This window comes from Staphylococcus sp. 510, assembly GCF_057219715.1.
This window is the reverse complement of sequence record NZ_JBXVVK010000001.1, coordinates 375995-402511: the sequence shown is the minus strand read 5'-3', so window position 1 is coordinate 402511 and position 26517 is coordinate 375995. Positions and strand designations below refer to the sequence as shown.

At 32.3% G+C, this 26517-nt stretch carries 23 protein-coding genes, 1 pseudogene, 1 riboswitch and 2 other annotated features; of the genes and pseudogenes, 23 read left to right on the top strand and 1 reads right to left on the bottom strand.

The features are described 5' to 3' along the window. The first annotated feature begins 235 nt into the window (after positions 1 to 235). The 22 genes and pseudogenes from gap (at position 236) to AC2D8K_RS01790 (ending at position 22897) form a co-directional block, all read left to right on the top strand. Positions 236 to 1261 (top strand): type I glyceraldehyde-3-phosphate dehydrogenase, encoded by a 1026-nt coding sequence (gap, locus tag AC2D8K_RS01895; protein ID WP_002451762.1) that lies wholly within the window; start codon positions 236 to 238, stop codon positions 1259 to 1261. Between the two features lie 286 nt (positions 1262 to 1547). Then, positions 1548 to 2018, top strand: coding sequence for a transcriptional regulator NrdR (gene nrdR / locus AC2D8K_RS01890; protein WP_002451763.1), 471 nt, complete (start codon positions 1548 to 1550; stop codon positions 2016 to 2018). Continuing rightward, entirely contained in the window at positions 2019 to 3401 is a 1383-nt protein-coding gene (dnaB, locus tag AC2D8K_RS01885; protein WP_002451764.1) for a replicative helicase loading/DNA remodeling protein DnaB, read from the top strand. Beyond that, positions 3402 to 4322 (top strand): primosomal protein DnaI, encoded by a 921-nt coding sequence (gene dnaI / locus AC2D8K_RS01880; protein WP_002451765.1) that lies wholly within the window; start codon positions 3402 to 3404, stop codon positions 4320 to 4322. It begins immediately after the preceding gene. A gap of 92 nt (positions 4323 to 4414) precedes the next feature. Next, positions 4415 to 4511 (top strand): annotated as a pseudogene (locus AC2D8K_RS01875) (hypothetical protein). 179 nt (positions 4512 to 4690) lie between these two features. Then, positions 4691 to 6628 (top strand): threonine--tRNA ligase, encoded by a 1938-nt coding sequence (thrS, locus tag AC2D8K_RS01870; protein WP_002451766.1) that lies wholly within the window; start codon positions 4691 to 4693, stop codon positions 6626 to 6628. Between the two features lie 50 nt (positions 6629 to 6678). Continuing rightward, positions 6679 to 6852, top strand: a riboswitch (Lysine riboswitch). A gap of 201 nt (positions 6853 to 7053) precedes the next feature. Then, positions 7054 to 8550, top strand: a complete 1497-nt coding sequence (locus AC2D8K_RS01865) for an amino acid permease (RefSeq protein WP_002451767.1) — start codon at positions 7054 to 7056, stop codon at positions 8548 to 8550. A gap of 61 nt (positions 8551 to 8611) precedes the next feature. Further along, positions 8612 to 8735 (top strand) — a sequence feature (ribosomal protein L20 leader region). A gap of 26 nt (positions 8736 to 8761) precedes the next feature. Continuing rightward, complete coding sequence (gene infC, locus AC2D8K_RS01860; RefSeq protein WP_002451768.1) at positions 8762 to 9289, top strand: translation initiation factor IF-3; 528 nt, start codon at positions 8762 to 8764, stop codon at positions 9287 to 9289. 30 nt (positions 9290 to 9319) lie between these two features. After that, complete coding sequence (gene rpmI, locus AC2D8K_RS01855) at positions 9320 to 9520, top strand: 50S ribosomal protein L35 (RefSeq protein WP_002451769.1); 201 nt, start codon at positions 9320 to 9322, stop codon at positions 9518 to 9520. Positions 9521 to 9575: 55 nt separating this feature from the next. Continuing rightward, the gene (gene rplT, locus AC2D8K_RS01850; protein WP_002451770.1) at positions 9576 to 9932 is read left to right on the top strand and encodes a 50S ribosomal protein L20; all 357 of its coding nucleotides are present in this window, start codon (positions 9576 to 9578) and stop codon (positions 9930 to 9932) included. 177 nt (positions 9933 to 10109) lie between these two features. Further along, positions 10110 to 10718: an NUDIX domain-containing protein gene (locus AC2D8K_RS01845; protein WP_484697897.1), complete on the top strand. Its 609-nt coding sequence runs from the start codon at positions 10110 to 10112 to the stop codon at positions 10716 to 10718. Between the two features lie 19 nt (positions 10719 to 10737). Then, positions 10738 to 11658, top strand: coding sequence for a hypothetical protein (locus AC2D8K_RS01840; RefSeq protein WP_484697896.1), 921 nt, complete (start codon positions 10738 to 10740; stop codon positions 11656 to 11658). 172 nt (positions 11659 to 11830) lie between these two features. Beyond that, the gene (gene tig / locus AC2D8K_RS01835) at positions 11831 to 13132 is read left to right on the top strand and encodes a trigger factor (RefSeq protein WP_002451773.1); all 1302 of its coding nucleotides are present in this window, start codon (positions 11831 to 11833) and stop codon (positions 13130 to 13132) included. Between the two features lie 236 nt (positions 13133 to 13368). Then, positions 13369 to 14631: an ATP-dependent Clp protease ATP-binding subunit ClpX gene (gene clpX / locus AC2D8K_RS01830; RefSeq protein WP_002451774.1), complete on the top strand. Its 1263-nt coding sequence runs from the start codon at positions 13369 to 13371 to the stop codon at positions 14629 to 14631. A 155-nt stretch (positions 14632 to 14786) separates the two neighbouring features. Next, complete coding sequence (gene yihA, locus AC2D8K_RS01825) at positions 14787 to 15374, top strand: ribosome biogenesis GTP-binding protein YihA/YsxC (protein WP_002451775.1); 588 nt, start codon at positions 14787 to 14789, stop codon at positions 15372 to 15374. Positions 15375 to 15564: 190 nt separating this feature from the next. Beyond that, positions 15565 to 16911: a glutamyl-tRNA reductase gene (gene hemA / locus AC2D8K_RS01820; RefSeq protein ID WP_002451776.1), complete on the top strand. Its 1347-nt coding sequence runs from the start codon at positions 15565 to 15567 to the stop codon at positions 16909 to 16911. Positions 16912 to 16932: 21 nt separating this feature from the next. Continuing rightward, positions 16933 to 17745 carry a cytochrome C assembly family protein gene (locus AC2D8K_RS01815; protein ID WP_002451777.1) on the top strand — a complete coding sequence of 271 codons (813 nt, stop codon included), beginning with the start codon at positions 16933 to 16935 and terminating at the stop codon, positions 17743 to 17745. A gap of 67 nt (positions 17746 to 17812) precedes the next feature. Next, entirely contained in the window at positions 17813 to 18739 is a 927-nt protein-coding gene (gene hemC, locus AC2D8K_RS01810; RefSeq protein WP_002451778.1) for a hydroxymethylbilane synthase, read from the top strand. Positions 18740 to 18760: 21 nt separating this feature from the next. Then, positions 18761 to 19429 carry a uroporphyrinogen-III synthase gene (locus tag AC2D8K_RS01805; RefSeq protein WP_002451779.1) on the top strand — a complete coding sequence of 223 codons (669 nt, stop codon included), beginning with the start codon at positions 18761 to 18763 and terminating at the stop codon, positions 19427 to 19429. Between the two features lies 1 nt (position 19430). Further along, entirely contained in the window at positions 19431 to 20405 is a 975-nt protein-coding gene (hemB, locus tag AC2D8K_RS01800; RefSeq protein ID WP_002451780.1) for a porphobilinogen synthase, read from the top strand. 31 nt (positions 20406 to 20436) lie between these two features. Beyond that, positions 20437 to 21723 carry a glutamate-1-semialdehyde 2,1-aminomutase gene (hemL, locus tag AC2D8K_RS01795; protein ID WP_002451781.1) on the top strand — a complete coding sequence of 429 codons (1287 nt, stop codon included), beginning with the start codon at positions 20437 to 20439 and terminating at the stop codon, positions 21721 to 21723. 109 nt (positions 21724 to 21832) lie between these two features. After that, complete coding sequence (locus AC2D8K_RS01790) at positions 21833 to 22897, top strand: AbrB family transcriptional regulator (RefSeq protein WP_037552443.1); 1065 nt, start codon at positions 21833 to 21835, stop codon at positions 22895 to 22897. 70 nt (positions 22898 to 22967) lie between these two features. Here AC2D8K_RS01790 and AC2D8K_RS01785 read toward each other — a convergent pair whose 3' ends face one another. Continuing rightward, positions 22968 to 23528, bottom strand: coding sequence for a DNA-3-methyladenine glycosylase I (locus tag AC2D8K_RS01785; protein ID WP_484697890.1), 561 nt, complete (start codon positions 23526 to 23528; stop codon positions 22968 to 22970). A gap of 57 nt (positions 23529 to 23585) precedes the next feature. Continuing rightward, positions 23586 to 23836, top strand: a binding site (T-box leader). Positions 23837 to 23878: 42 nt separating this feature from the next. On the opposite strand from AC2D8K_RS01785, the gene AC2D8K_RS01780 reads away from it, so the two are divergent. Continuing rightward, complete coding sequence (locus AC2D8K_RS01780; protein WP_484697888.1) at positions 23879 to 26509, top strand: valine--tRNA ligase; 2631 nt, start codon at positions 23879 to 23881, stop codon at positions 26507 to 26509. The last annotated feature ends 8 nt before the right edge of the window (positions 26510 to 26517 follow it).

The following is a 26517-nucleotide window of genomic DNA, read 5'->3' as shown; positions in this document are numbered from 1 at the left end:
CATTTAAAAATGACTCAGGTTTTTTTATATGATTACTGAGTAACTATAGAACCTTTTATATTTATAGCGTTATTAGATGATATTGAATTCGATATCATTTAATAACTAAATCTTATTATGATTGATTATAATTTGCGTTTGTAAAGTTTTGGTAAACGCTTTCAAAAATAATTTATTATGTTATACTAATGCCATAAAGTATAACATATAAATAAATGGTCAAGGGGTGCTTTAAATGACAACGAATATAGCAATTAACGGTATGGGTAGAATAGGTAGAATGGTATTAAGAATTGCTTTAAAAAATGAAAACTTAAGCGTAAAAGCAATTAATGCAAGTTACCCTCCAGAAACAATTGCACATCTTATCAATTATGATACAACGCATGGTAAGTTCGACGAAAAAGTAGAAGCTACTGAAAATGGCATTCGTTATAAAAATCAAGATATCAAATTAGTTTCAGATAGAAATCCAGAAAACTTACCTTGGAAAGAACTTGATATAGATGTTGTCATCGAAGCAACTGGTAAATTCAATCATGGTGATAAAGCTATTGCACATATTAATGCTGGTGCAAAAAAAGTATTATTAACAGGCCCATCTAAAGGTGGTCATGTTCAAATGATTGTGAAAGGTGTCAATGATGAAAAGCTAGATGTTAATGAATACGATATTTTCAGTAATGCATCATGCACAACTAACTGTATTGGGCCGGTTGCTAAAGTATTAAATGATGAATTTGGTATTGTGAATGGTCTGATGACTACAGTACACGCAATTACTAATGACCAAAAGAATATTGATAACCCACATAAAGATTTACGTAGAGCACGTTCATGTAATGAAAGTATAATTCCGACATCTACAGGCGCTGCGAAAGCATTAAAAGAGGTACTACCTGAAGTAGAAGGTAAATTACATGGAATGGCACTAAGAGTACCAACTAAGAATGTTTCACTTGTAGATTTAGTTGTAGATTTAGAACAAAATGTAACAGTAGAACAAATTAATGATGCATTCAAAAATGCAAATTTAGATGGTGTATTGGATGTAGAAAGCGAACCACTTGTTTCAGTAGATTTTAATACAAATCCAAATTCTGCAGTAATTGATGCACAATCTACAATGGTTATGGGTGATAAAAAAGTTAAAGTTATCGCTTGGTATGATAATGAATGGGGATATTCAAACAGAGTTGTTGAAGTAGCAGAACAAATTGGTAAATTGATAGAATCTCATAAAGCAGTAGAAGCTGTATAAAAATCATTTTTTAGCGACTGCCAATGTAACCTTTAATGCTAAAGGTTACATTGGCAGTTTTTTTGTTCTTATAAAGTGGGGGTATCAAATTTATCATAAATTAAATAGAGAAAAATTTAAATTTAACATCATTTTTGAAAATGTCACATTTTTTATTTAGGTTGTTATATTTAATGATATAAAATAGTTTACACTTTTAGTCATATAATTTAAAAGGTGCTTTCTTTTGTAACGTGCGAATTTATAGTATAATTGAGCATAATCTAAATAGAAAAGGGTGACAATCATGAAATGCCCAAAATGTAATTCAACGCATTCGAGAGTAGTAGATTCACGTCATGCAGAAGATGCAAACGCGATTCGTCGAAGAAGAGAATGTGAAAATTGTGGTACAAGATTTACAACATTTGAACATATTGAAGTGAGTCCATTAATAGTAGTGAAGAAAGATGGAACGAGAGAACAATTTTTAAGAGAAAAAATCTTGAATGGATTAGTTAGGTCATGTGAAAAACGTCCAGTGAGATACCAACAACTAGAAGATATAACAAATAAAGTGGAGTGGCAATTAAGAGATGAGGGTCATACTGAGATTTCATCTAGAGAAATCGGAGAACATGTAATGAACTTATTAATGCATGTTGATCAAGTTTCTTATGTTCGCTTTGCTTCTGTATATAAAGAGTTTAAAGATATTGATCAACTGTTGGCCTCAATGCAAGGTATTCTTAATGATAATAAACGGAGTGATTTATAAATGGGGTTAAATTCCTTTGAATTAGGGTTAAGACCACAAGATAGTTTTGAAGTGATACAAGATTTTTATTTAAACTCACAACATCTTGAAATATTAAACCGTCTGTTTACACCTTTAATTGGGCCTCAAGCAATTGGTTTATATCATTTTATGCATCAATTTTCCAATGATATTGAACAACCATTAACCCATTATGTCATTATGAATGAACTTAAAGAAAATTTAATCGACTTTAGAAATCAAATGGATTTGTTAGAAGCAATTGGTTTAATGAAATCATTTGTTAAACATGATGAGCAACAAACACATTTTATATATCAATTGATTCAGCCGCCGTCACCATCCCAATTTTTCAATGACCCTATGTTATCTGTATTTTTATATAGTGAAGTTGATAAAAAAAGATACCAAGTACTAAAGAAACATTTTGAACAAACTTTTAGAGATTTAACGCAGTATCAACAAACAACGAGAAAGTTTACAGATGTCTTTAAAGTACCCAATAGAATATTAGATATCGACACACAAGATATACCTAAAGCGAGTGAGTATCAAGGACTTGATTTGTCTAATGAATCTTTTGATTTTGATATGTTGAAACAGATGTTACATAACCACTTCATTTCAAATGAAATCGTGACAAAAGACGCTAAAAGTCTTATTATTCAACTTGCAACTTTATATGGTTTAACGGCTGACGCGATGAAACATATTATATTGAATTCAATTACTAGTGCTCAACAATTATCTTTTGAAGAGATGCGTAAACAAGCGCGTTCATATTATTTAATAGAACATGAAAACCAATTACCTAAATTAGAATTGAATAAAAGCATTAAACAAAGTGAAAATTCGAACCAATCTAATGAAAACCCTAATCCTGAAAATGATACGGAACAATGGCTTCAATTGTTAGAACAGACGAGTCCAATTGATATGTTAGCCTCATGGTCTGAATCAGAACCAACATTGTCTCAAAAGAATATGATTGAAGAATTAATTCATAGAGAAAAAATGAACTTTGGGGTTATTAACATCTTATTACAATTTGTTATGCTCAAAGAAGATATGAAATTACCAAAATCATATATTTTTGAAATTGCTTCGAATTGGAAGAAGAAAGGGATTACTACGGCTAAACAAGCTTATGAATATGCCTTGAAAGTTAATCAACCTAAACCATCTTATGAGAATAAATCGCAACCTTATCAAGGTTATAATCGTAAAAGTAAATTGGTTTCTAGAGAGAAAACACCTAAATGGTTAGAAGAAAGAGATAATCCGAATGCTACAGAACTTTCAAAAGATGAAAAGGATGAACAATTTGAAAAGGATAGACAAGCATTCTTAGAACAATTAAATAAAGATTGGGAGGAGGATTAGATGGAAAGCTTTAAGAATATTGTAGGTTCAAATAAAGATTTCGAAAAGAGAATTGCTAAAATACGTCAGCAGGTTGTTAATGATCCTGATGTTAAGCAATTTTTAAATGAACATCAATCAGAATTAACTAATGCCATGATTGATGAAGATTTAAACGTTCTACAAGAATATAAAGATCAACAAAAGCACTATGATGGGCATCATTATAATGAATGTCCTAATTTTGTTAAAGGCCATATACCAGAATTATATATCGAAAATGAACGTATTAAAATCCGCTATTTGCCATGCCCATGTAAAGTGAAATATGATGAAGAAAGACTTAATTCTCAATTGATTACATCACATCATATGCAGAGAGATACTTTAAATGCAAAGATTAAAGATATTTATACAACTGGACGTAATCGATTGGATATTGCAATGCAAGTTAATGATATATGCAAAAAGTTAATAAATGGTGAGAATGTCAAAGGGCTATATCTGTATGGACCTTTTGGCACTGGAAAGTCATTTATTTTAGGTGCCATAGCAAATCAACTCAAAGCTAAAAAAGTGCCATCTACTATAGTTTATCTTCCCGAATACATTCGCACATTAAAAGGTGGTTTCAAGGACGGGAGTTACGAAAGAAAATTACAAAGAATTCGAGAAGCTAACATTTTAATGCTAGATGATATTGGTGCAGAAGAAGTAACGCCATGGGTTAGAGATGAAGTTATTGGCCCATTATTGCATTATAGAATGGTTCATGAATTACCCACTTTCTTTACTTCTAATTTAAGTTATGATGAATTAGAACACCATTTATCAATGACACGTGAGGGTTCAGAAAAAACGAAAGCAGCTCGAATTATTGAACGTATTAAGACGTTATCCACACCTTATTTCTTAAAAGGTGAAAACTTTAGAAACAATTGATATTTTCATAAAATGTTGTATAATAGAATCAAATCTAAATCGTTGAAACTGTTGAAGACATGATAATTTAATCACTGTTACACAGAAAGCCGTTGTTTGATGAGAATATGGCTAATAAATTAAATTATTACTACTTTAATGCATGGTATTTGTAATGAATACTCGGCTCAAGACCGTTATCTTATGTAGAGAAGACGTTAAAATTGCTCGTTTTTAATCGAGTATTGTTTTAACGCTTAACTAGGGTGGTACCACGACAATCTCGTCCCTGATTTAGGGATGGGATTTTTTTATTTTCTCTATAGTTTTACATTGATTTATTTCAATAAGTCAACGATATGATTTTTTATAATTTAGGAGGTTATAGTATGGATCAAATTAATATTCAATTTCCAGATGGTAATTCAAAGGCATTTGATAAAGGCACTACTACTGAAGATATAGCTCAATCAATCAGTCCAGGTCTACGAAAAAAAGCTGTAGCAGGTAAATTTAATGGACAAATGGTAGATTTAACACGACCGTTAGAAGAAGATGGTGAGATTGAAATTGTTACACCAGGCAGTGATGAAGCATTGGAAGTATTGCGTCATTCAACTGCTCATTTGATGGCTCAAGCATTAAAACGTTTATACGGGGATGTTAAATTTGGTGTAGGTCCTGTCATTGAAGGCGGCTTCTACTATGATTTCGATACAGATGAAAAAATTTCATCAGATGACTTTGAAAAAATTGAAAAAACAATGAAAAAAATTGTCGATGAGAATCATAAAATCGAAAGAAAAGTAGTCACTAGGGATGAAGCTAAAGCATTCTTCAAAGATGATCCATACAAATTAGAATTAATTGATGCAATACCTGAAGATGAAAATGTAACGCTATATAGTCAAGGAGAATTCACTGATTTATGTAGAGGTGTTCATGTACCATCTACGTCTAAAATTAAAGAATTTAAATTATTATCAACAGCTGGTGCATACTGGCGCGGAGACAGTAATAATAAAATGTTACAACGTATTTACGGTACTGCATTCTTTGATAAAAAAGATTTAAAAGCGCATTTAGAAATGTTGGAAGAGCGCAAAGAACGTGATCACCGTAAAATCGGTAAAGATTTAGAGTTGTTTGCAAATAGTCAACTAGTTGGAGCTGGTTTACCACTATGGTTACCTAATGGTGCTACAATTCGTCGTGAAATTGAACGTTATATTGTAGATAAAGAAGTAAGCATGGGATATGACCACGTATATACACCAGTATTAGCAAATGTTGATTTATATAAAACATCCGGACATTGGGATCACTATCAAGAGGACATGTTCCCACCTATGAAATTAGATGAGACAGAAGAAATGGTATTACGTCCGATGAACTGTCCTCACCATATGATGATATATAATAATAAACCGCATTCTTATAGAGAATTGCCAATTCGTATTGCCGAATTAGGTACTATGCATAGATATGAAGCTAGTGGTGCTGTATCAGGATTACAACGAGTAAGAGGTATGACTTTGAACGATTCACATATCTTTGTTAGACCTGATCAAATTAAGGAAGAATTCAAACGCGTAGTTAATATGATTCAAGATGTATATAAAGATTTCGGTTTCGAAGACTATCGTTTCAGATTAAGTTATAGAGACCCAGAAGATAAAGAAAAGTATTTTGATGATGATGAAATGTGGAATAAAGCTGAAAACATGATTAAAGAAGCGGCTGACGAATTAGGGTTATCATACGAAGAAGCTATCGGAGAAGCGGCATTTTATGGCCCTAAATTAGATGTGCAAGTTAAAACAGCTATGGGTAAAGAAGAAACATTATCTACAGCACAATTAGATTTCTTATTACCTGAGCGTTTTGAACTCACATACATTGGTCAAGATGGAGAGCAACATAGACCTGTAGTTATTCATCGTGGTGTTGTATCTACAATGGAACGATTTGTTGCATTCTTAACTGAAGAAACTAAAGGTGCATTCCCAACTTGGTTAGCACCAAAACAAGTTGAAATTATCCCAGTTAATTTAGATTTACATTACGACTATGCAAAATCAATTCAAGATGAATTAAAATCTCAAGGTGTTCGTGTTGAAATCGATGATCGTAATGAAAAAATGGGTTATAAAATCCGTGAAGCCCAAATGCAAAAAATCCCTTATCAAATAGTGGTAGGAGATAAAGAAGTAGAAAACAATGAAGTAAATGTACGTAAATACGGTTCTCAAGATCAAGAGACATTAGAAAAAGATGAATTTATTTGGAATTTAGTAGACGAAATCCGTTTAAAAAAGCATAGATAAGCTTGAAATTTAAACGCAGTTCATGTATATTACAAGTTAGTTAAATAAAAAGTTGAGTTAGAGGTTGCAATATTAAAGAGTCGCTTGTCAGAAGTCTTATGGGACATATGTTGAACAAGTTAAAGGTAATGTTGCCGAAACAAGTGATAACCATAATTATGACTTGTTGGGACAGTTGTCGAAAGAAACTGTACTGTCACAGAATGTGATGTGCTACCTTATATAGATAAAAGCAAAGTGGTTGCATATCTTAAAGGTATGTAGCCACTTTTTTGTTTTAGATTTATAAATAAAAGTAACATAATTAAGTGAGATATGGTACAGCTATTGAAATAGATGATGAAACAGAACTTAATGTGTTGTTTCTTTAATAAATGATAAAACAAAATCATAACTGCCTCTAAATACAAAGAAAGGAATCTTCTATGAGTAAAAACAAAAGTCAAAATGAAGGGATACAAAGAGGTTTAAAAGACCGCCACATATCTATGATAGCGATTGGTGGTTGTATTGGAACAGGTCTATTTATGACTTCCGGTGGAGCCATTCACAGCGCTGGTGCCTTAGGTGCTTTGATTGCTTATGCAATTATTGGAGCAATGGTATTCTTCTTAATGACCTCACTAGGCGAGATGGCCACATATTTACCAGTTTCGGGATCATTTAGTACATACGCCACACGATTTGTAGACCCATCTCTAGGGTTTGCATTAGGGTGGAACTATTGGTTTAACTGGGTCATTACAGTAGCTGCAGATGTAACCATTGCCGCTCAGGTCATTCAATATTGGTCCCCAATGCAAAGTGTTCCCGCTTGGGTATGGAGTTGTATATTTTTAGTTATTATCTTTGCACTTAACTCATTGTCAGTTCGAGTATATGGTGAGAGTGAATATTGGTTTGCACTTATAAAAGTTGTTACTGTCATCATATTTATTGTAATAGGATTATTAACTATTGTAGGTATAATGGGTGGTAAATTCGTTGGTTTTGAAACCTTTACTAAAGGAGGCGGCCCTATCCTTGGTGGTAACTTAGGTGGTAGCTTACTTTCAATATTAGGTGTGTTCTTAGTTGCTGGCTTTTCATTCCAAGGAACTGAATTAATTGGTATTACAGCAGGGGAATCTGAAAATCCTGAAAGAGCCGTTCCAAAAGCAATCAAACAAGTGTTCTGGAGAATATTATTATTCTATATACTAGCAATTTTCATCATTGGTATGCTAATACCATATGATAGTAGTGCACTTATGGGTGGAGAAAATAGCATCTCTACTTCACCATTTACATTAGTGTTCCAAAATGCTGGACTTGCATTTGCAGCATCATTTATGAATGCAGTTATATTAACATCAGTGTTATCTGCAGGTAATTCAGGGATGTATGCGTCTACTAGAATGTTATATTCAATGAGTAAAGATAAACTAGCATTTAATTCATTTTCTAAAACGAATAAAAATGGTGTACCGCACATTTCTCTAATCGTAACTGGAATTATTGTTGTAGTGATTTTTGCAGTACAACATTTTAGTGGTGATGCATATGAATATATCGTTGCAGCAAGTGGTATGACAGGATTTATTGCTTGGGTCGGTATAGCAGTGAGTCATTATAGATTTAGACGTGCATTCGATAAGCAAAATTATGACAAATCTAAATTAAAATATACGGCTAAATTATTCCCATTCGGCCCAATATTTGCCGGATTCTTATGTATAATTGTTATACTAGGTCAAGACGTCGATTTTATTAAAACAGGGGACTTTGACTTAAATCGATTTATTATTACTTATATGGGAATTCCGGTGTTCTTAGCATTCTTTATATATCATAAAGTACGATATAAGACTAAAAAAATTCCATTAGAACAAGTAGATTTACGACAAGATGTATCTATGGAAGAAGTAAGACATCATGATTAATAAAAAAAGTAGTTGACGAATACATTTATTGTTGATATGATTAATAACGTTGAATACGAAACGAACCAAGTAGAAGCTCCCGCTTCTCACCTGTAGCGACGCAATAAGCAGTTGGCAGGTTAATCATGTTACACAATTAATGTGTGAAGAAGAGCGGGTAGTGATACTCGCTCTTCTTTTTGCTTGGGACAATTTCGTAAAATTCTGGGAGGTGTCAACCATAGCAAAAGATCAGACTCAAATTAATGAGAAAATTCGTGCAAAAGAACTTCGTTTAGTAGGTCAAGATGGTGAACAAATTGGTGTTAAATCAAAACAAGAAGCATTAGAAATGGCTGAACGTGTTGATTTAGATTTAGTAATCGTAGCACCAAATGCTAAACCACCTGTTGCAAGAATTATGGATTACGGTAAATTCAAATTCGAACAACAGAAAAAAGAAAAAGAAATGAAGAAGAAACAAAAAACAATTAACGTTAAAGAAATTCGTTTAAGTCCAACAATTGAGGAACATGATTTCCAAACAAAATTGAAAAATGGACGTAAATTCCTTTCTAAAGGCGATAAATGTAAAGTTTCAATTCGTTTCAGAGGTCGTGCTATTACTCACAAAGAAATTGGTCAACGCCAATTAGAAAAATTTGCTGAAGAATGCAAAGACATTGCAACAATCGAACAGAAGCCTAAAATGGAAGGCCGTCAAATGTTCCTTATGTTATCACCAATTAATGAAAAATAATTAATAATAATTTCTAGGAGGAAATGAATCATGCCTAAAATGAAAACTCACCGTGGAGCAGCGAAACGTGTTAAAAGAACTGGTTCAGGTCAATTAAAACGTTCAAGAGCTTTCACATCTCACTTATTCGCAAACAAAAACACTAAACAAAAACGTCAATTACGTAAAAGTAGATTAGTTTCTAAAAGTGATATGAAACGTGTAAAACAATTATTATCTTATAAAAAATAATACAACTAACGAATATAGAATAATTACGTAGATAGAATCTAAGGAGGAATTTAATATGCCACGAGTAAAAGGTGGAACAGTAACAAGAGCACGTCGTAAAAAAACGATTAAATTAGCTAAAGGTTACTTCGGTTCAAAACATACATTATATAAAGTAGCAAAACAACAAGTAATGAAATCAGGTCAATACGCATTCCGTGACCGTCGTCAACGTAAACGTGATTTCCGTAAATTATGGATTACACGTATTAATGCTGCAGCACGTAAACACGATATTAGTTATTCACGTTTAATGAACGGATTGAAAAAAGCTGACATCGATATCAACCGTAAAATGTTATCTGAAATTGCTATTTCAGACGATAAAGCATTCGGTGAATTAGTATCAAAAGCTAAAGACGCTTTAAAATAAACTAAACTCATAAAAGCTGAGACATTTTAGGATGTCCCAGCTTTTATTTATATTTCTTTAAATTTTAAAATGGAATTGTCTAAGCATTGATATTAATAGAGAATATTGATAACGATCGCGAATTGAAAATAAGTTTGATAGAATAATATTATAAAAGAAAACATAAAGGAGTTTAGTATGTCTAAATTTGATGAGCAAATTATAGTTGTGCCAAGAGCAACACTTTTCGATAATGAAAAGAATGCATTTAATGGATTTTTATCAAAAAATGATGAAAAAGGTAGTAATATTTTCAATGCATTAAGTCAGTATGACGTGAAGCGTAGAGGTGATATGGAAGAGGATCCAGAATTTAAGCAACTTATTTCATATTGTTTATTAGAAAATCAAAGTGGTGAAATACTTGTGTATGAGCGTCTTTCAGGCGGCGGAGAAGAAAGACTACATGGCCAATCCTCAATTGGCGTCGGTGGTCATATGAACGACGTTGTAGGGGCAGATTCAATTAATGAAGTGCTAAGAGTGAATGCGCAAAGAGAATTAGAAGAAGAAGTAGGTTTATCTGCAGAAAATTCTCAAAATATGGAATACTTAGGCTTTATCAATGATGACAATAATGAAGTAGGTAAGGTTCATATGGGTGTAGTATTTAAAATAACAGTCAGTTCAAATGATGTAGAATCTAAAGAAACAGATACGTTAAGAATCAAATGGATTGAAAAAGGGAAAATAGAATCATACGATGACTTTGAGACATGGAGTGCATTAATTCTTCAAGATTTATAATAATTGAGGTGCAAATTGAATGTCAGATATCATCCCATTCCCATTATCTGAGAAAAAGTTAAAAGAAGATATTAGAAAAGCGGAATTAACACAAGACTTGGATAGAATGTATGAATTATTTGAACAATATGAAAGCCAATTTGAATTAGATGAAGCACTTGCAATTAAAAAGTGCGATACGCTTTATCAAATGAGGGCATTTTTGGAATTAAGAGAAGAAGCTATCATTTTACTTAAACAGGGTTTAAATAAGTATGATGAGTTAATGATTTATTATATTAAGAGTTTGAATGGTTTAGAACAGTACTATGAATCAGTTGAAGTGATTAATCAAATTATTGATGAAGTACGGGACCATAAGACTAGAATGGAATTATTTCCACTTAAAGAATATGCACAATCTAAGCTAGATTCAAATCATGAACAATTAACTCAATCATTAGCTCAATTTCATCAATTAAATGCAAGAGAACAAACGCACGTTCTACTTCAACTCATCGATAATGGTCATTATGATTTTAAAGAAACAATCCATTATTTGTTAAGTCATTCTACTTTCGAAAATAATATTGTAAGTTTAATGATAGAATACCTAAGGTTCGCACAATCTGAAAGTATCGTAACCGTTACCAAATATGGAACAACAGTTAATATCATCCCTAAAGAGTTAAGTGGTCTTGAACACACGACTTTAAAATCAATTATCTTACCAAAAGTGATCGAGGATCTTGAAGATGGTGCCATACATATTGTTGACGAAGCGAACCATATTATGAATAATCATTCTATATTGTTATATCCTCTTAATATAGAATCTTTATTTCCAATAGAAGATTGGATTGTTGCATATGATGTTTATTTTAAATCTATGTTAGGTATAGATGATAATGTTGTTAATCAAGATGTTTTATCATATATATATCAATTAGATAAACAATGATAAACTCAATTTCTTGCAAATAATTCTTAAATCGTTTAACGTAAATTTTAATTGAATTAAGTAATAAATCATTTCGCAAACGTTGCAATTTCAATGTTTGTGTACACAATTGACCTATGCTATAATAGGGAAGTTGAAAAAATAAAATAGTTATTCATGGAGGTATTTATACATGACAGCAACTTGGGAAAAAAAGGAAGGTAACGAAGGATTATTAACTGTTACTGTTCCATCAGAAAAAGTAGATAAAGCATTAGATCAAGCATTTAAAAAAGTAGTAAAACAAATTAATGTACCTGGATTCCGTAAAGGTAAAGTGCCTCGTCCAATTTTTGAACAACGTTTTGGCGTTGAAGCATTATATCAAGATGCAGTAGACATTTTATTACCAGAAGCTTACGGTGAAGCTATTGATGAAACTGGTATTAATCCAGTTGCTCAACCTGAAGTTAATGTAACTCAAATTGAAAAAGGTAAAGACTTCATTTTTGAAGCTACTGTAACTGTTGAACCAGAAGTACAATTAGGTGATTACAAAGGTTTAGAAATTGAAAAACAAGATTCTGAACTAACAGATGAAGAATTAGAAGAATCAATTAACCATAGTTTAGGCCACATGGCTGAAATGGTAGTCAAAGAAGACGGCGCTGTTGAAAATGGCGACACAGTTAATATTGACTTCAGTGGTTCAGTTGATGGTGAAGAATTCGAAGGTGGACAAGCTGAAGGTTACGACTTAGAAGTTGGTTCAGGTTCATTCATCCCAGGTTTCGAAGAGCAATTAGAAGGCATGAAAACTGGAGAAGAAAAAGACGTTGTTGTTACATTCCCAGAAGAGTATCATGCTGAAGAATTAGCTGGTAAAGAAGCTACATTCAAAACAAAAGTAAATGAAATCAAATATAAAGATGTTCCAGAATTAAATGATGAAATTGCTAATGAGTTAGATGCAGAAGCTAATTCAGTTGATGAATACAAAGAAAACTTACGCAAACGTCTTGCTGAACAAAAAGCGACTGAAGCTGAAAATACTGAAAAAGAAGAAGCAATTAAAAAAGCAACAGACAATGCTACAATCGACATTCCTCAAGCAATGATCGATACTGAATTAGATCGTATGGTTCAAGAATTTGGTCAAAGAATTCAACAACAAGGATTAGATTTACAAACATATTTCCAAATTTCTGGACAAGATGAGTCTCAATTAAGAGAGCAAATGAAAGACGATGCAGAACAACGTGTTAAAACAAACTTAACATTAACTGCAATTGCTGATGCTGAAAATATCGAAGTTTCTGACGAAGATATTGATAAAGAACTAGAAAAAATGAGTGAACAATTCAACATTTCAGTTGAAGATATCAAAAATACATTAGGTAATACTGATATCGTTAAAAATGATGTTCGCATCCAAAAAGTTATCGATTTATTAAAAGACAATGCTAAATTAGTAGAAGGTAGCAAAGAAGACTAATTATTACTGTTCTATTAAAGCGATAAACAATTTAACATTGTATTGTTTTAGTAATATTGATAGGTAGGATAAATAAGATATATTATCTTGTGGGGTGGGGCCATGAGTTCAATCTGTTATAGTTTGAATTCAGTCCCACTCCTTCCTATTTTCAAGCAAATCAATTGAAATGTGATTATGTTGCATTATAGAATGCTATCTAGTATAGTCTTTATGGAATAGGGGTGTAAAAAAGAATGTTCAAATTCAATGAAGATGAAGAAAATTTAAAATGCTCTTTCTGTGGTAAAGATCAAGACCAAGTTAAGAAATTAGTTGCAGGAAGTGGCGTATATATCTGTAATGAGTGTATTGAATTATGCTCAGAAATCGTTGAAGAAGAGTTAGCACAAAATTCTTCAGAGGAATTAACAGAATTACCAACTCCTAAAGAAATTATGGATCATTTGAATGAATATGTAATCGGTCAAGAAAAAGCTAAAAAAGCTTTATCTGTAGCTGTTTATAATCATTATAAACGTATTCAACAACTAGGTCCTAATGAAGATGATGTAGAATTACAAAAAAGTAATATTGCATTAATCGGACCAACAGGTAGTGGTAAAACATTATTAGCACAAACATTAGCTAAAACTTTAAACGTACCATTTGCAATTGCAGATGCTACAAGTTTAACAGAAGCTGGCTATGTTGGTGATGATGTAGAAAATATCTTATTACGTTTAATTCAAGCGGCAGATTTTGATATTGATAAAGCTGAAAAAGGTATTATTTACGTAGATGAAATTGATAAGATTGCAAGAAAATCTGAAAATACATCTATTACACGTGATGTTTCAGGTGAAGGTGTGCAACAAGCATTACTTAAAATTTTAGAAGGTACTACTGCGAGCGTACCACCTCAAGGTGGACGTAAACATCCTAACCAAGAATTGATACAAATTGATACAACAAATATTTTATTCATCCTTGGTGGTGCTTTTGACGGAATTGATGAAGTTATTAAACGTCGTTTAGGTGAAAAAGTGATTGGTTTCGCTAGTAATGAAGCTGATAAATATGATGAAGAAGCCTTATTAGAACAAATTAGACCAGAAGATTTACAATCTTACGGTTTAATTCCGGAATTCATTGGTCGTGTACCAATTGTAGCTAATTTAGAAACTTTAGATGTTGATGCACTTAAAAATATTCTAACGCAACCTAAAAATGCGCTAGTTAAACAATATACTAAAATGTTAGAGCTAGATAACGTCGAATTAGTATTTAGTGAAGAAGCATTATCTGCTATTAGTGAAAAAGCAATTGCACGTAAGACTGGTGCTAGAGGACTTCGTTCTATTATTGAAGAAGCATTAATCGATATTATGTATGACGTACCTTCATCAGAAGATGTCACTAAGGTTGTTATTACTGAACAAACAATTAATGATGAAGTTGAACCTGAATTATACGATTCAGAAGGAAACTTAATCAACGATAGTAAAACATCTGCATAATTTAATATTTTATGATTTAGGGCCACATATCATTGTGGCTCTTTTTTATGCAGTACTTTTCCTTCAATGTATGTATTTCCTAAAACTAGGATGACATAATGATAAGAGTAATGGTAAAGTGTTAATGTGAGAAATAAGAAAAGTGAGGATCACCAATGAAAATTAATCCTAATAATATAGATTTAATTATAAGTGCTGTACAAGAAGCACAATATCCAGAAACAGATGTACCTGAGGTGGCATTAAGTGGCCGTTCAAACGTAGGTAAATCATCATTTATCAATAGTATGATAGGTCGAAAAAATATGGCTCGTACATCACAACAACCTGGTAAAACACAGACGCTGAATTTCTTTAATATAGATGATCAGCTAGTATTTGTTGATGTGCCAGGTTACGGCTATGCTAAAGTAAGTAAGGTTCAACGAGAAAAGTTTGGTAAAATGATTGAAGAGTATTTAACAACACGTCAAAAATTACAACTAGTCATTCAACTCGTTGATTTGAGACATAATCCAACTGAAGATGATGTGCTCATGTATAATTATTTAAAACATTTTGATATTCCAACTTTAATTATTTGTACTAAAGAAGATAAAATACCTAAAGGTAAAGTTCAAAAGCATTTAAATAACATCAAAAATAAATTAGATTTAGAAGAAGGAGATACTATAGTTAGCTATTCTTCTATAAAAAATAACAAGCAACAACAAATATGGGATATGATAGAGTCTTATTTATAATCATTTTAATTATTCTTAATTATTTTTTTGATATTTAGATTAAATCTGCATATTTAAATACAAATTTAACAATTTTGACAAAAAAATGAAGTCAGATTAGAATCTTTCTAATTTATTTGAGCAATGAACTTAATAATCAATACAAATGTGTTATACTAAGGTTATTGTAAGTATATGGAGGGCGTTATAAATGCATTTTATTGCAATAAGCATAAATCATCGAACTGCTAATGTAGCACTAAGAGAGCAAGTTGCTTTTAGAGATGATGCCTTACGATTAGCCCATGAAGATTTATATGAAACCAAAGCCATCTTAGAAAACGTCATCTTATCTACATGTAATCGTACCGAAGTATACGCCGTTGTTGATCAAATTCATACTGGACGTTATTACGTTCAAAGATTTTTAGCACGTAAATTTGGATTTGAAGTAGATGACATTAAAGAGATGTCAGAAGTTAAAGTGGGGGACGAAGCTGTAGAACATCTATTGCGTGTCACTTCTGGCTTAGATTCCATAGTACTTGGTGAAACACAAATACTAGGACAAATGCGTGACGCATTTTTCTTAGCACAAGAAACGGGTACAACTGGTACTATCTTTAATCATTTATTCAAGCAGGCAATTACTTTTGCTAAAAGAGCACATAGTGAAACAGATATTGCAGATAATGCAGTTAGTGTTTCATATGCTGCCGTTGAATTAGCTAAAAAGGTATTCGGAAAACTAAAATATAAACAAGCTGTCATTATTGGTGCAGGGGAAATGAGTGAATTATCACTCTTAAATCTGTTAGGGTCAGGTATTACAAATATAACTATTGTTAACAGAACGTTAAGTAAAGCAAAAGTATTAGCTGAAAAACATCAAGTTAAATTCGATTCACTAGATGCATTACCAGCTTTATTAGAACAAACAGATATTGTAATTAGTTCTACAAGTTCAGAGTCATATATCATTACTAATGATTTAATTGATTCAATAGCTAATCAACGTAAATTAGACGCTTTATTATTAGTTGATATTGCAGTTCCAAGAGATATCGAACCTGGTATTGATGCCATCAATAATATATTTAATTACGATGTTGATGACTTAAAAGGACTGGTTGATGCGAACTTAAGAGAACGTCAATTAGCAGCACAGACAATAGCTGATCAAATACCTAGCGAAATAGCTAGTCATAATGATTGGGTTAATATGTTAGGTGTTGTACCAGTTATTAGAGCTTTACGTGAAAAAGCAATGAACATTCAATCTGAAACAATGGATAGTATTGATAGAAAATTACCAGATTTATCAGAGAGAGAAAGAAAGATTATCTCTAAGCATACTAAAAGCATTATTAATCAAATGTTAAAAGACCCTATTAAGCAGGCTAAAGAATTAAGTAGTGATAAGAAAAGTAACGAAAAATTAGAGCTCTTTCAAAGCATTTTTGACATAGAAGCTGATAACCCTTATGAACAGGCGAGACAACATAAAGAAAATAAGGCTAAAGAAATTTCAGCACGTCGAATTTTTAGTTTTGAATAAGCATATTAATATGGTGATGATATGCAAGAAAACCTGTTTATTCGATTTCATGAAATAATATTAATCATATATTTAATTAGCATTGTTTGCTATTTTCTAGATTTTGTACGCAAAAGTCATAAGATTAGAGTATTTGGCATATATACATTGGGGATTGTTTGGGTATTACAAACAATCTCTTTATCTGTTTTTATTATACAAACAAAACATGCTCCATTAGGATCACTGTTTGATGTATTTTTCTCACTTACGTGGATTATAATCTCTTTATCACTCATTTTGAATGTGATAAAAGCATTAAATTTTTCTGTGTTCTTTTTAAATTTAATTGGTTTTGTATTAATGGCAATGAATACATTTCAGCCGGATCGGTATCATAGTCAAGTACAACAAGTGGCAGTTATTAACGAATTGTTACTTGTCCATATTGGTTTGGCAATTTTGAGCTATGCATTCTTTGCTTTAGCTTTCGTAAATTGTTTACTTTATATCATTCAATATCGTAATTTGAAAGAAAAGAATTTTGATCAGAAGTATTTTAGAATAGGCAGTGTAGCTACATTAGAGTCCATTGTCTTTTTTACCACTTTGGCAGGATGGATTATACTTATATTTAGTATTATCCTGGGAGCACAATGGGGTGTATTTTCAGTAGGTCAACAAATATTTATTGATCCAAAAGTTATTTTTTCTTCAGTTATTACACTATTGTATGGTATTTATTTAATATTTAGAGTGAAAAAGATTATCAATCAAAAGAATCTTATATATTTTAATATTATTTTATTCTGTTTATGTATGTTCAACTTATTTTTCACTACACATTTTTCGTAAATTAGCTTGTAGTGTTTATTGATAGGTTGGAAAAGAGAACGAGTGTTTTTCTAGGAGGCAGCAAAACATGCGCAAGTTAGTAGTAGGATCAAGAAGAAGTAAACTAGCTTTAACTCAGAGTCAGCAATTTATTGATAAATTGAAACAGGTACGTCCTGACTTGGATATTGAAATTAAGGAAATAGTTACTAAAGGTGATCGTATTGTAGATAAGCAATTATCTAAGGTTGGTGGTAAAGGTTTATTTGTTAAAGAAATTCAAAATGAATTGTTTGAAAAACAAATTGATATGGCTATTCATTCATTAAAAGATGTACCTAGTGTGATTCCTGAAGGATTAACATTAGGCTGTATACCTGATAGAGAGGTCCCTTTTGATGCTTATATCTCCAAAAATCATACACCTTTAAGAGAATTACCTGAAGGTAGCATTATTGGAACAAGCTCACTAAGAAGAGGCGCTCAAATTTTATCTAAGTATCCTCATCTAGAAATCAAATGGATACGAGGTAACATTGATACAAGATTGCAAAAACTTGAAACAGAAGACTACGATGCTATTATCCTAGCAGCAGCTGGTTTAAGACGAATGGGTTGGTCTGATGATATCGTAACAACCTATTTAGATAAAGATATTTTACTACCAGCTATCGGTCAAGGTGCACTTGGTATTGAATGCAGAAGTGATGATGAAGAATTATTAGAACTATTGAAAGAGGTTCATAATAAAGATGTTGAAAAATGCGTTACAGCAGAAAGAACATTTTTAGCCGAAATGGATGGAAGTTGCCAAGTACCAATTGGTGGATATGCAACAATTAATAGTCAACAGCAAATCGAATTTACTGGACTAATTATGACACCTGATGGAACAGAACGATATGAACATACAGCTATTGGCGAATCTCCAACAGAATTAGGTAAAGAAGTAAGCCGTGTTCTAAAAGAACAAGGCGCATATGAAATTATTAGAAAATTAAATGAAGAACAATAATCTTCGAGGTGACTATTTAAAATGAAACCAGTTGTAGTTATGACGCAAACAAGTAAAATTCAAAGTGATTTGGTTACGATTATTCACAAACCATTTATAGATATAAAACCACTTGAATTTGATTCGCGTTTGTTAAAAGATAACTATGACTGGCTTATTTTTTCGTCTAAAAACGCGGTTAAGTTCTTTTTACCTTATATGCATGTTGTTAATTTCAAAAAAATTGCAGTTGTTGGTGAAAAAACGGCTCAATATTGTCGTGCATTAAAAATTCCTGTAGATTTAATTCCACAAGATTACTCACAAGAAGGGTTGATTAATCAATTTCAAAAATATAATCAAAGAATATTAATACCTTCTAGTAAACAAGCACGGCCTCTATTGAGAGATACATTAGCTCGTAATAATAATGTTGTTAAAATTGATTTGTACGAGCCAGTACCACATTACAAACATATAGATGAAGTTAAATCATTAATTTTTAATAACAAAATTGATGCATTAACATTTTCAAGTTCATCTTCAGTACGTTATTATTTTAATGAAGACCCAAAACCTAAGTTTGATTACTATTTTGCAATAGGCAAGCAAACAGCAAATACACTACATTCATATAATCAACCAGCTATTGTTGCAAATAAACAAACGTTAGAGTCATTGATAGACAAAGTAGTAGAAAGTAGGGACTAAAATGAAATTTGATAGACATAGAAGACTTCGTTCTTCTCAAACAATGAGAGACATGGTTCGCGAAACACATGTAAGAAAAGAAGATTTAATTTACCCAATTTTTGTAGTTGAAAAAGATGATGTTAAAACTGAAATCAAATCATTACCTGGCGTATATCAAATCAGTTTAAATTTATTACACAATGAAATTAAAGAAGCGTATGACTTAGGTATTAGAGCAATTATGTTCTTTGGTGTACCAAACGATAAAGATGATGTTGGTTCTGGTGCATATGATCATAATGGAGTAGTGCAAGAAGCAACACGCATTGCTAAAAAAATGTATAGTGACTTATTGATTGTTGCTGACACATGTCTATGTGAATATACTGATCATGGTCACTGTGGTGTGATTGACGACCACACACATGATGTAGATAACGATAAATCATTACCATTACTAGTCAAAACAGCAATTTCTCAAGTAGAAGCAGGTGCAGATATCATTGCACCAAGTAATATGATGGATGGATTTGTTACTGAAATTAGACAAGGACTTGATGATGCCGGTTATCAAAATGTACCAATCATGAGTTATGGTATTAAATATGCTTCAAGTTTCTTTGGGCCATTCAGAGACGCTGCTGATTCAGCGCCTTCTTTCGGCGATCGTAAAACATATCAAATGGATCCTGCCAACCGTTTAGAGGCATTGAGAGAACTTGAAAGTGACTTAAAAGAAGGTTGTGACATGATGATTGTTAAACCTGCTTTAAGTTATTTAGATATCGTTAGAGATGTTAAAAATCATACTAATGTTCCTGTTGTTGCATACAATGTTAGTGGTGAATATAGTATGACAAAAGCTGCTGCATTAAATGGTTGGATTGATGAAGAAAAGATTGTGATGGAACAAATGGTTTCAATGAAACGTGCCGGTGCAGATATGATTATTACTTATTTTGCTAAAGATATTTGTCATTATTTAGATAAATAACAAAGAGGATAATAAAGAGGAGGCAACATTTATGGGATATGAAAAATCAATTAAAGCAATGGAAATTGCTGAAGATTTAATGCCTGGCGGTGTAAATAGTCCAGTACGTGCTTTTAAATCAGTGGACACACCTGCAATTTTTATGGATCATGCAGAAGGTTCAAAAATATATGATATTGACGGTAATGAATATATTGATTATGTGTTAAGTTGGGGGCCGCTTATTTTAGGGCATAAAAATAAACAAGTTATCGAAAATCTTCATAAGGCAGTGGATAATGGCACTAGTTTTGGTGCCTCTACATTACAAGAAAATAAACTAGCACAATTAGTAATTGATAGAGTACCTTCAATTGAAAAAGTTAGAATGGTATCTTCAGGCACAGAAGCTACATTAGATACATTAAGATTAGCGCGTGGTTATACTGGACGCAATAAAATTGTTAAATTTGAAGGCTGTTACCACGGACATAGCGATTCATTATTAATTAAAGCTGGCTCAGGTGTGGCAACATTAGGTTTACCTGATTCACCTGGTGTACCTGAAGGCATTGCTAAAAATACAATAACTGTGCCATATAATGATTTAGATTCATTACGTTTGGCTTTTGAAAAATATGGTGATGATATCGCTGGAGTTATTGTTGAACCAGTTGCTGGTAATATGGGTGTAGTGCCACCTGTGGAAGGTTTTTTACAAGGATTAAGAGACATTACTAATGAATACGGTTCTTTATTGATTTTTGATGAAGTTATGACTGGCTTTAGAGTTGGTTATAACTGTGCCCAAGGTTATTTTGGTGTCACACCAGATTTAACATGTTTAGGCAAAGTAATAGGTGGTGGTTTACCTGTTGGAGCGTTTGGCGGTAAAAAAGAGATTATGGACCATATTGCACCAGTAGGCAATATTTATCAAGCAGGTACTTTATCAGGTAATCCATTAGCAATGACAAGTGGATATGAAACACTTAGTCAATTGACACCTGAATCATATGATTATTTTAATGAACTTGGAGATTTACTTGAAAAAGGATTAAAAGAAGTCTTTGCTAAGCATCAAGTTCCTATCACTGTTAATAGAGCTGGCTCAATGATTGGTTATTTCTTAAATGAAGGGCCAGTCACAAACTTTGAACAAGCCAATAAAAGTGACTTGAAATTATTTAGTGAGATGTATAGAGAAATGGCAAAAGAAGGCGTATTCTTACCACCATCTCAATTTGAAGGCACTTTCTTATCAACGGCGCATACTCAAGAAGATATTGAAAAAACCATTCAAGCATTTGATAATTCATTAAGTCGTATTGTAAAATAAAAATTAAATTAATGATATTTTAGCCTGGGATATCTCATTATACCCAGGCTCTTAATTTATATAAGTAAATTTCACATCATTTCACACATTTATAAAAGGTAGTGTGCGTATGAAAATAATAAATAGAAATAACCTAATTATATTAGCATTATCCATTTTTATAAGTTTGCTATTAAAGGTATCACATATATTATTACCTTTTATGTTCGGGCCCATTATAGCGGCTATAATATGTATAAAAATATTTAAATTAAACATTAAATGGCCGTTTTGGATCAGTCAAATTGGGTTGATTTGTTTAGGTGTTCAAATAGGATCAACATTCACTAGAACTGTCATAAAAGATATTCAAGCAAGTTGGTTAACAATTATTCTTGTATCAGTTCTTTTGCTCGTATTAGCACTATTAATCGCATTATTATTTAAGAAGATTGCAGATGTAAATACCGAAACAGCTGTACTAAGTGTCATTCCGGGTGCTTTAAGCCAAATGTTAGCCATGGCAGAGGAAGATAAAAAGGCGAATATTTTAGTTGTTAGTTTAACACAAACATCAAGAATTATTTTCGTTGTTATTTTAGTACCTTTAATTTCATATTTCTTTCAAAATGATCATAGTAGCGGAGAACCAATAGTTAAAGCGAAACCGTTAACTGATATTTTAAACATTTGGCAATTTATATTTCTTGTGTTAGCAATCATTGTAGTTTATTGGATAATGGCTAAGATCAATTTTCCAACAAAACAATTATTGGCACCAATTATAGTCTTAATCATTTGGAATATTACGACTGATATAACATTTGCATTAGATAATTGGTTACTAGCATCAGCACAAGTAGTGTATATGATTCGAATAGGGTTACAGATTGCTCGTTTGCTTTCAGACTTGAAAGGTAGAATAGCCGTAGCGATTGCGTTTCAAAATATAATGCTTATATTAAGTGCTTTCGTAATGGTTTGTATCTTACATTTCTTTACACATGATTCAATCAACGAGTTGTTTTTAGGTGCAGCACCAGGTGGTATGAGTCAAATAGTATTAGTTGCGATTGAAACAGGTGCAGATGTGGCTATGATATCGAGTTATCATATATTTAGAATCTTCTTTATTTTGTTTTTAATCGCACCATTAATTAATTACTTTTTGAAATATAGAGCTAAACGGTCGTAAATATTTAATAGAATTAAAAGACGTATATCAAATGCTTATTGAGAAAGCTATGATATACGTCTTTTAAATTTTAATCATGTTTTGGTTTTTGAGGGCAATCCTTTAAATGGGCATCATATAATCCAGCTGCCTCCAAGAATGAAAATACTGTTATGGGTCCTAGGAATTTAAAACCATATTTTTTTAAATCTTTGGAAATTGCTTTAGCACGGTCATCTACCGTAATGCGATCTTCAGGCTTTACATATCCCATGTCGATAGGTTTACCATCAACATAAGACCATAAAAACGTACTGAAACTACCATAATCCTTCTCAATTTCTAAATAACCTTTCGCTTGTGCAATAATAGCTTCTAATTTCTTTCTGTGATGGACAATATTAGGAAATGTCATTAAGTTGTCGACATCTTGTTCAGTCATTGCCGCTATCTTTTTAGGTTCAAACTGATAAAATGCCTCTTCATAAGCGGATTTCTTTTTTAGTATCGTAAACCAAGATAGACCAGCATGTTGAGATTCTAGAGCCAATAGTTTAAATAAATCTTTACTATCGTACATCGGTTGACCCCAAACTTGATCATGATATTCTATATAAATTGGATCTTTGGTACCAAAGGCACAAGGGTTCATAAAATTCCTCCTAATAGATTGACTTATGCGAATTTCCATTATACTATAATTAAGTAAATGAATATAACATTTGGGAAGAGTAGGTTTTAATTATTTTTTAGAGAGTGTATGGTTGGTGAAAATACACAATAATTACTACTGAAGGTAGCCCACTTAGTCCTTTTGCTGATTGAACGAAGAAAAGAGTAGGCAAAAGCGTGTTTGAGCGTTAATCAAATTCTAGAGTGCTCGAAAGTAGAAGGTTGAGACATATACAGACTAACTACTTTCTTGAATATAGGTGGTACCACGGAACATCCGTCCTATGTATATAGGATGGGTGTTTTTTATTTTTGAGGAGGATTTACTTTATGGAAATGAAGCCGAAATATAATCCACGCGAAGTAGAAGCTGGAAGATATGATGAATGGGTAAAAAATGGTTATTTCAAACCATCAGAAGACACTAATAAAGAAACATATACAATCGTTATTCCACCACCAAATGTAACTGGTAAATTACATTTAGGTCATGCTTGGGATACAACATTACAAGATATCATTACACGCATGAAACGTATGCAAGGTTTTGACACTTTATATTTACCTGGTATGGATCACGCTGGTATCGCTACACAAGCTAAAGTAGAAGCTAAACTAAATGAACAAGGTATTTCACGTCATGATATTGGTCGTGAAAAATTCTTAGAACAAGCTTGGGATTGGAAAGAAGAATATGCGTCCTTCATTCGTAAACAATGGGCTAAATTAGGGTTAGGTTTAGATTATAGTAGAGAACGTTTTACTTTGGATGACGGTTTAAGTAAAGCTGTTAAAAAAGTATTTGTTGATCTTTATAACAAAGGTATTATTTATAGAGGCGAACGTATAATCAACTGGGATCCTCAAGCTCGTACGGCTTTATCTGATATTGAAGTGATTCATGAAGATGTACAAGGTGCATTTTATCATTTTAAATATCCATATGCTGATGGAGATGGATATATTGAAATCGCTACAACACGCCCAGAAACGATGTTAGGTGATACAGCTATTGTTGTTAACCCAAATGACGAGAGATACAAAGATGTTATTGGCAAAAAGATGATATTACCAATTGTTGGTAGAGAATTACCTATATTAGCAGATGAATATGTAGATATCGACTTTGGTTCGGGTGCTATGAAAGTAACGCCGGCACATGACCCTAATGACTTTGAAATTGGTCAACGTCATCAATTAGAAAACATTATCGTTATGGACGAAAAAGGTCACATGAATCATCATGCTGGTAAATATGAAGGACTTGAGCGTTTTGAATGTCGTAAACAATTAGTTGAAGACTTAAAAGAACAAGGTTTGGTTATTAAGATTGAGGAACATATGCATTCTGTTGGTCATTCTGAACGTTCTGGTGCAGTAGTAGAACCTTATTTATCTACACAATGGTTTGTTAAAATGAAACCTTTAGCACAACGTGCTTTAGATAATCAAAAAACAGATGATCGTATTGATTTTTACCCACCTAGATTTGAAAATACATTTAATCGATGGATGGAAGAAATCAGAGATTGGACAATTTCAAGACAACTTTGGTGGGGGCATCAAATTCCTGCTTGGTATCACAATGAAACTGGCGAAGTCTACGTAGGTGAAAATGCACCAGAAGATATAGAAAATTGGACTCAAGATGAAGATGTTTTAGATACTTGGTTCTCAAGTGCTTTATGGCCATTCTCAACTCTAGGTTGGCCAGACGTAGATGCAGAAGATTTTAAACGTTACTTCCCAACTAATGTATTAGTAACAGGCTATGATATTATTTTCTTCTGGGTTGCACGTATGATATTCCAAGGATTAGAGTTCACAGACCGTAGACCATTTAATGATGTTCTGTTACATGGATTAGTTAGAGCGGAAGACGGTAGAAAAATGAGTAAATCTTTAGGTAACGGTGTGGATCCTATGGATGTTATTGATGAATATGGTGCTGATAGTTTAAGATACTTCCTTGCCACAGGTTCTGCACCTGGACAAGATTTACGTTATTCAACTGAAAAGGTTGAATCAGTATGGAATTTCATTAACAAAATATGGAATGCAGCAAGATTTAGTTTAATGAATATTGGTGAAGATTTTAATGTAGAAGATATTGATTTATCAGGAAACTTATCTTTAGCAGATAAATGGATATTAACGCGTCTAAATGAAACAATCGCTACAGTTACAGATTTAAGTGATAAATATGAGTTTGGTGAAGTGGGTCGAGCACTATATAACTTCATTTGGGATGAATTCTGTGATTGGTATATTGAAATGAGTAAAATACCTATGAATGGCGAGGATGAAGACCAAAAACAAACGACACGTTCTGTATTAAGTTATGTGTTAGATCGTATTATGAGAATGTTACATCCATTTATGCCATTTGTTACAGAGAAAATTTGGCAAAGTTTACCTCATGAAGGCGAAACAATTGTTCAAGCATCTTGGCCAACAGTAGATAAGGAACTTATGTTTGATGATAGTAAGCAAACAATGCAACAATTAGTTGAAATTATCAAATCAATTAGACAATCTCGATTAGAAGTTAATACACCATTATCTAAAGCCATTCCTATTATGATTCAGGCTAAAGATAGTAATATTCAATCAACATTAACAGATAATGCTGATTATATTGAACGATTCTGTCATCCTAGTGAATTGACAATCAATGTTGATATAGACATTCCTGAGAAAGCAATGACATCTGTAGTGTTAGCAGGTAAAGTCATCTTACCTTTAGAAGGTTTAATTGATATGGATAAAGAAATTGCACGTTTAGAAAAAGAATTAGATAAATTACATAGTGAATTAGACCGTGTGGATAAGAAATTGGCCAATGAAAACTTTGTCAATAAAGCACCTGAAAAAATTATTAATGAAGAAAAAGAAAAACAAAAACATTACAAAGAAAAGTATGATGGTGTTAAAGCAAGAATTGAACAATTAAAAGCATAGGAGTATGT

Excerpts from the sequence above, each read along its gene's own strand:
- gap (WP_002451762.1), top strand. The coding sequence starts at position 236 with ATGACAACGAATATAGCAATTAACGGTATGGGTAGAATAGGTAGAATG.
- nrdR (WP_002451763.1), top strand. The coding sequence starts at position 1,548 with ATGAAATGCCCAAAATGTAATTCAACGCATTCGAGAGTAGTAGATTCA.
- dnaB (WP_002451764.1), top strand. The coding sequence starts at position 2,019 with ATGGGGTTAAATTCCTTTGAATTAGGGTTAAGACCACAAGATAGTTTT.
- dnaI (WP_002451765.1), top strand. The coding sequence starts at position 3,402 with ATGGAAAGCTTTAAGAATATTGTAGGTTCAAATAAAGATTTCGAAAAG.
- thrS (WP_002451766.1), top strand. The coding sequence starts at position 4,691 with ATGGATCAAATTAATATTCAATTTCCAGATGGTAATTCAAAGGCATTT.
- AC2D8K_RS01865 (WP_002451767.1), top strand. The coding sequence starts at position 7,054 with ATGAGTAAAAACAAAAGTCAAAATGAAGGGATACAAAGAGGTTTAAAA.
- rpmI (WP_002451769.1), top strand. The coding sequence starts at position 9,320 with ATGCCTAAAATGAAAACTCACCGTGGAGCAGCGAAACGTGTTAAAAGA.
- rplT (WP_002451770.1), top strand. The coding sequence starts at position 9,576 with ATGCCACGAGTAAAAGGTGGAACAGTAACAAGAGCACGTCGTAAAAAA.
- AC2D8K_RS01845 (WP_484697897.1), top strand. The coding sequence starts at position 10,110 with ATGTCTAAATTTGATGAGCAAATTATAGTTGTGCCAAGAGCAACACTT.
- AC2D8K_RS01840 (WP_484697896.1), top strand. The coding sequence starts at position 10,738 with ATGTCAGATATCATCCCATTCCCATTATCTGAGAAAAAGTTAAAAGAA.
- tig (WP_002451773.1), top strand. The coding sequence starts at position 11,831 with ATGACAGCAACTTGGGAAAAAAAGGAAGGTAACGAAGGATTATTAACT.
- clpX (WP_002451774.1), top strand. The coding sequence starts at position 13,369 with ATGTTCAAATTCAATGAAGATGAAGAAAATTTAAAATGCTCTTTCTGT.
- yihA (WP_002451775.1), top strand. The coding sequence starts at position 14,787 with ATGAAAATTAATCCTAATAATATAGATTTAATTATAAGTGCTGTACAA.
- hemA (WP_002451776.1), top strand. The coding sequence starts at position 15,565 with ATGCATTTTATTGCAATAAGCATAAATCATCGAACTGCTAATGTAGCA.
- AC2D8K_RS01815 (WP_002451777.1), top strand. The coding sequence starts at position 16,933 with ATGCAAGAAAACCTGTTTATTCGATTTCATGAAATAATATTAATCATA.
- hemC (WP_002451778.1), top strand. The coding sequence starts at position 17,813 with ATGCGCAAGTTAGTAGTAGGATCAAGAAGAAGTAAACTAGCTTTAACT.
- AC2D8K_RS01805 (WP_002451779.1), top strand. The coding sequence starts at position 18,761 with ATGAAACCAGTTGTAGTTATGACGCAAACAAGTAAAATTCAAAGTGAT.
- hemB (WP_002451780.1), top strand. The coding sequence starts at position 19,431 with ATGAAATTTGATAGACATAGAAGACTTCGTTCTTCTCAAACAATGAGA.
- hemL (WP_002451781.1), top strand. The coding sequence starts at position 20,437 with ATGGGATATGAAAAATCAATTAAAGCAATGGAAATTGCTGAAGATTTA.
- AC2D8K_RS01790 (WP_037552443.1), top strand. The coding sequence starts at position 21,833 with ATGAAAATAATAAATAGAAATAACCTAATTATATTAGCATTATCCATT.
- AC2D8K_RS01785 (WP_484697890.1), bottom strand. The coding sequence starts at position 23,528 with ATGAACCCTTGTGCCTTTGGTACCAAAGATCCAATTTATATAGAATAT.
- AC2D8K_RS01780 (WP_484697888.1), top strand. The coding sequence starts at position 23,879 with ATGGAAATGAAGCCGAAATATAATCCACGCGAAGTAGAAGCTGGAAGA.